This window comes from Ruegeria sp. CDSA034, from assembly GCF_059612275.1.
In genome coordinates this window covers 1-3,838 of the sequence record NZ_JBXWQH010000029.1, presented here as the reverse complement: position 1 = coordinate 3,838, position 3,838 = coordinate 1, and the positions used below count along the sequence as shown (strand labels likewise).

Sequence of the window (3,838 nt, the reverse complement as noted above, 5' to 3'; positions counted from 1 at the left end):
GTGTGGCTGATGGTCTCGGTAAGCGGGAGTTGCAGCACCTGCGAGCGTCGGCGTTGACTATGTCTACTCCGGGCTCTCTCCAGCCGTTCTCTGCGGCGGGCATCGATGGAAGGTAAGAGCCCTAAGCCGCCATTGTTCTGATTTCACGCGTTTGCAAACGCGGCATGGCTGGCGGCCCATAGCCGACCTTAATGGCCTTTGCGTCGAAAGTCCGGATTGAATCCAACCCGACATTTCAGTTCGTTAACGATCTCTCAGTATCAGGGTCTCACTCAGCTAAATAATTGAAGGAAAACTTGCGTTATGATCGGGTTTGTCAATTCTACAACAAAGGCACCTATCAACGGGATTATCAGTAGTGCACGAGGTGCGGCACCATAGGATTTTTCAGCGGCCGAAATATTGGCCAACCCCGTTGATGTGACGCCAAGAAACACGCCTACAAACCCGGACGCCATCACCGCACTTTCATAATCAGATCCCATTAGCCGGAACAGGATAATCCCCGCAAAAGCGACGGCCAGCAATGTCTGAACCGCCAGAATCGTAAAGATTGCAGGTCCGACTGCGGCCAAAGTCCACAATTGCATTGTCATCAAAGACATTACCAAAGCAAGGCCGATAGAGAGCTCGGAAATCAGGGCCAGACTTCTTGATTGGTTTGGTTTTGGGAACTTCAATTTACGAAACACAAGTGGCCCCAAATTAATGACCAGTATTCCACCAATAAGACACGCGGCAAAGGTCGGAAGATTGAAGTTGATCTGATCTAACAGATAGTGAATTCCTGTACCGATACCGATTGTAAGAGCCACCGTAAGAATGGTGCGAAGCATACTGTCGTAAGATATTTCCACCTCAGTTTCAGAATGCGCGACGCCAATACTCAAAATTGCATCTGTCTCAGGTGTCAATTTGTGGTGCGCTACCAAACGGGCGGCAACTGGCCCGCCCAAAACCCCGCCAAGCACCATACCAACGGTGGCAAAAGCGATGCCGACCTCGCTGGCCGAGGCAACACCATAGTCGCTCTCGAAAACTGATGCCCATGCCGCTGCTGTCCCCGGCCCTCCAGCCATCGAAATCGACCCACCAAGCAAACCGATAAGTGGGTCCAGGCCCGCAGCATATGCGACGAGTCCACCGACCACATTTTGAAGGATCATGAACGCCACCGCCGCAACTGCAAAGATGGCGAATAGTTTTCCACCCTTGCGCATGGTTTCGAATGTTGTGGACAAGCCAAGCGCCGCGAAAAACACAATGAGAAGCTCATCTCGCAAATCCATATCAAACCTGAACTCAATACCTAGAGCGAAATGGATCACACTAAACAAGATCGAAACCGAGAGGCCCCCAACAATTGGGTCGGGTATGTTAAGCTTTCGCAGGAACCTAATTTTCGCGTTTGCAAATTTTCCAAAATACAAAGCAAGAATAGCTATAATTATAGTTTGTCGGCCATCTATAGCTATCGGATCCACTACGAACTCCTTTAGTAAGGCTGGGTGCTACACCGGTGTCAAACGTGCGCAGCACATCAGTTCTGTGCGAGTGCGCGCAGTTCTCGATACCCATAGACGAGCCTCGTTCAACTTGTTTTGGGTCGCCCCATAGACCCCAATATGAATATCGGGATTATTCCAAGTCAATAGAGATGTCTATGTTGGCTAAGTTTGAGAAAAACAAGGACAATGACTCGAATTACAATCGGTTGCCCGCCAAAGTACGGGCGAGCCATCTAAAACAGCCTTATCCCGGTCAACGGACCTTGGTGCTCGCCCCAGCGAAGGACTGGTTTACGCCGTCCCGGCAGGTCACTTCGTGCATGTGGCAGGTTTTTCGTGCTTGCAGCGAAGGTCTGCTTGGTGGCACTTCCTGCCAAGTAGCTTGTGGCACGGCGGTTGGAGGCCATCGGTCTGGATGCACGTTGTTAACAAGATTGGGCGGCAGCTTTTGGGATTCAGGCGGCAATTCACTGGGAATACGCAGAGCAGTCAGAAAAAGCCCTGAACTGGGCGTCTGATCGTGAAGTACACCACAAACGGAAGCAAAATCGCGACTATCAATCTCATCTGAAAAAACCTTCTGATAGTTAGACCGCTATGTTCTCACAAACATGGTTAAACGCAGATTTACTTAAACAGCACCCCCGTCAAGCGGAGGCGCTACTTTCAGGCCGTTTGGTTCTCATTTTCTCCACCGCCATGTCTTTTGCGGACCGGCTTTTTCGTTTTGCAACGGTGCGCTGCGCATCAAAAGCAGCCTGAAGTTCCTGATCTTTTTCCGAAACCTCTTTCGCTGGGGCAGGTGTGGGTTTGGCTTCAGTAAGAGCTTTAGCCGTGTCCTTTGCTTGCTCGACAGTCAGATCGAAGTGTGTACCTTTGATTTTCGGCGCGTCACCTCCCAAGAACTGCATGAAATACGGATCCTCGAAGTATCGGATCTTGTTTGCGATCACTGGCATTTTGCCTTCACGGATCAGCACAACCTCGTTTTCCGGCAGACGACCAACGTGTTCTGGCCGGAGCAGCCGAATGCCTTCTTCACGCTCTGATATGCTGCCCATTTCCATTTTGCCGAGCGCCCGAGACTTCGACTTGCTCATGACTGTTTTGTCACCGATAGACTTGGACACATGTTCGCGTACCTCTGAATCCTCAGAGGCTGCAAACATTTGCGTCCCGGCGTTTGCCAGCATCGCCCGCACACCTTCATGCCCATAAATGTCCTGCAGGCGCGACAGCGTTTGCGAAATCACGATGATCCGACCGCCGAACGATCGCATGGTGTCATAGGCTTCAACGACGCGCTCAAGATGGCCGAGACGCTGAAACTCATCGAGCAGCATCAAAACCTTGAACGGCTCATCTGGGCCCGGTTCGTGGGTTTCGATTGTGTTCACCAGATCGAGGAAGAACAGGCGAATGAGTGTCCGGAACTCTTTGACCTTTTTCCCCGGCACAGAAAAGTAGATCGAGGTGGGGCGCCGACGCAGATCTTCAAAGTTGATGTCATTGCCCTGCGTCGCTCTTGCCACAGACGGGTTGCGCCAGAGCTGAAGGCCGGAGTTGTTCATAACCGAAATCGTTGACCGAAGGATTTTGGATTCTTCGGCTGCAAGATTCAGGAACTCATCTGCTGCCCGGGCATAGCCTACTTCTTCGGCCATCTTTTCATAATCCTTTTGCTTGGTCGTTTTGACCAGGCGCAGGATCTCGGAAATGTACGGACGGTTCCGCTTGATTGCCAACATCGCCATTGCGCAGAACATGCCTTCGACGCCGCCTAAGAAGCCCTGAGCGGACGAGCTGGGCGTGTCGAACATCTGCGTTGCAACCTGAATTACTTCTTCCCAACGCCGATCCAGATTGTCTGCGCGAGCTGCGCGCCTCAGCGGGTTATAGCTGTGGCTTTTTTCTGGGTTCTCAGGGTCGAAAACAAAGACCTCATCCCCCATTGCTGCCCGCCGTGCGCCGGTTGTCTGGAATATCTCGCCTTTGATGTCCAGAACAACGCAGGAGCCGTTGAACCGCAGAATGTTGGGGATCACAAAGCCGCTTGTTTTACCCGAGCCAGACGGAGCAATGAACATCGCATGTGGTTTCTGTACGCTTGGACCGGGCTTATAGAAAATCGCGTTTTTCTCTTTTGGTGGGCCGAACTTGGCAAAAACGATTTCACTGTCCAATTGTGATTTCAGCTTCAAAGGCGCTGCGTATCCCTCAGTCACGAGCTGAGGTGCTTTTGCAAAGACCGCAGGTTCTGTCGCAAACTTTGTCCCTACCTGTCAGGTCGAGTGCATTTCTGGTAGCGCGCACTAGAACTTGACAGGAGC

General features: G+C 51.7%; 2 protein-coding genes. Both read right to left on the bottom strand.

Annotated features, from left to right (window positions below; all coding sequences use genetic code 11):
* Positions 1 to 272: 272 nt before the first annotated feature.
* Positions 273 to 1,484, bottom strand: a complete 1,212-nt coding sequence (gene gltS / locus AC2FLJ_RS22745) for a sodium/glutamate symporter (RefSeq protein WP_282170908.1) — start codon at positions 1,482 to 1,484, stop codon at positions 273 to 275.
* 671 nt (positions 1,485 to 2,155) lie between these two features.
* Positions 2,156 to 3,733, bottom strand: coding sequence for a type IV secretory system conjugative DNA transfer family protein (locus tag AC2FLJ_RS22740; RefSeq protein WP_496707778.1), 1,578 nt, complete (start codon positions 3,731 to 3,733; stop codon positions 2,156 to 2,158).
* Positions 3,734 to 3,838: the final 105 nt, after the last annotated feature.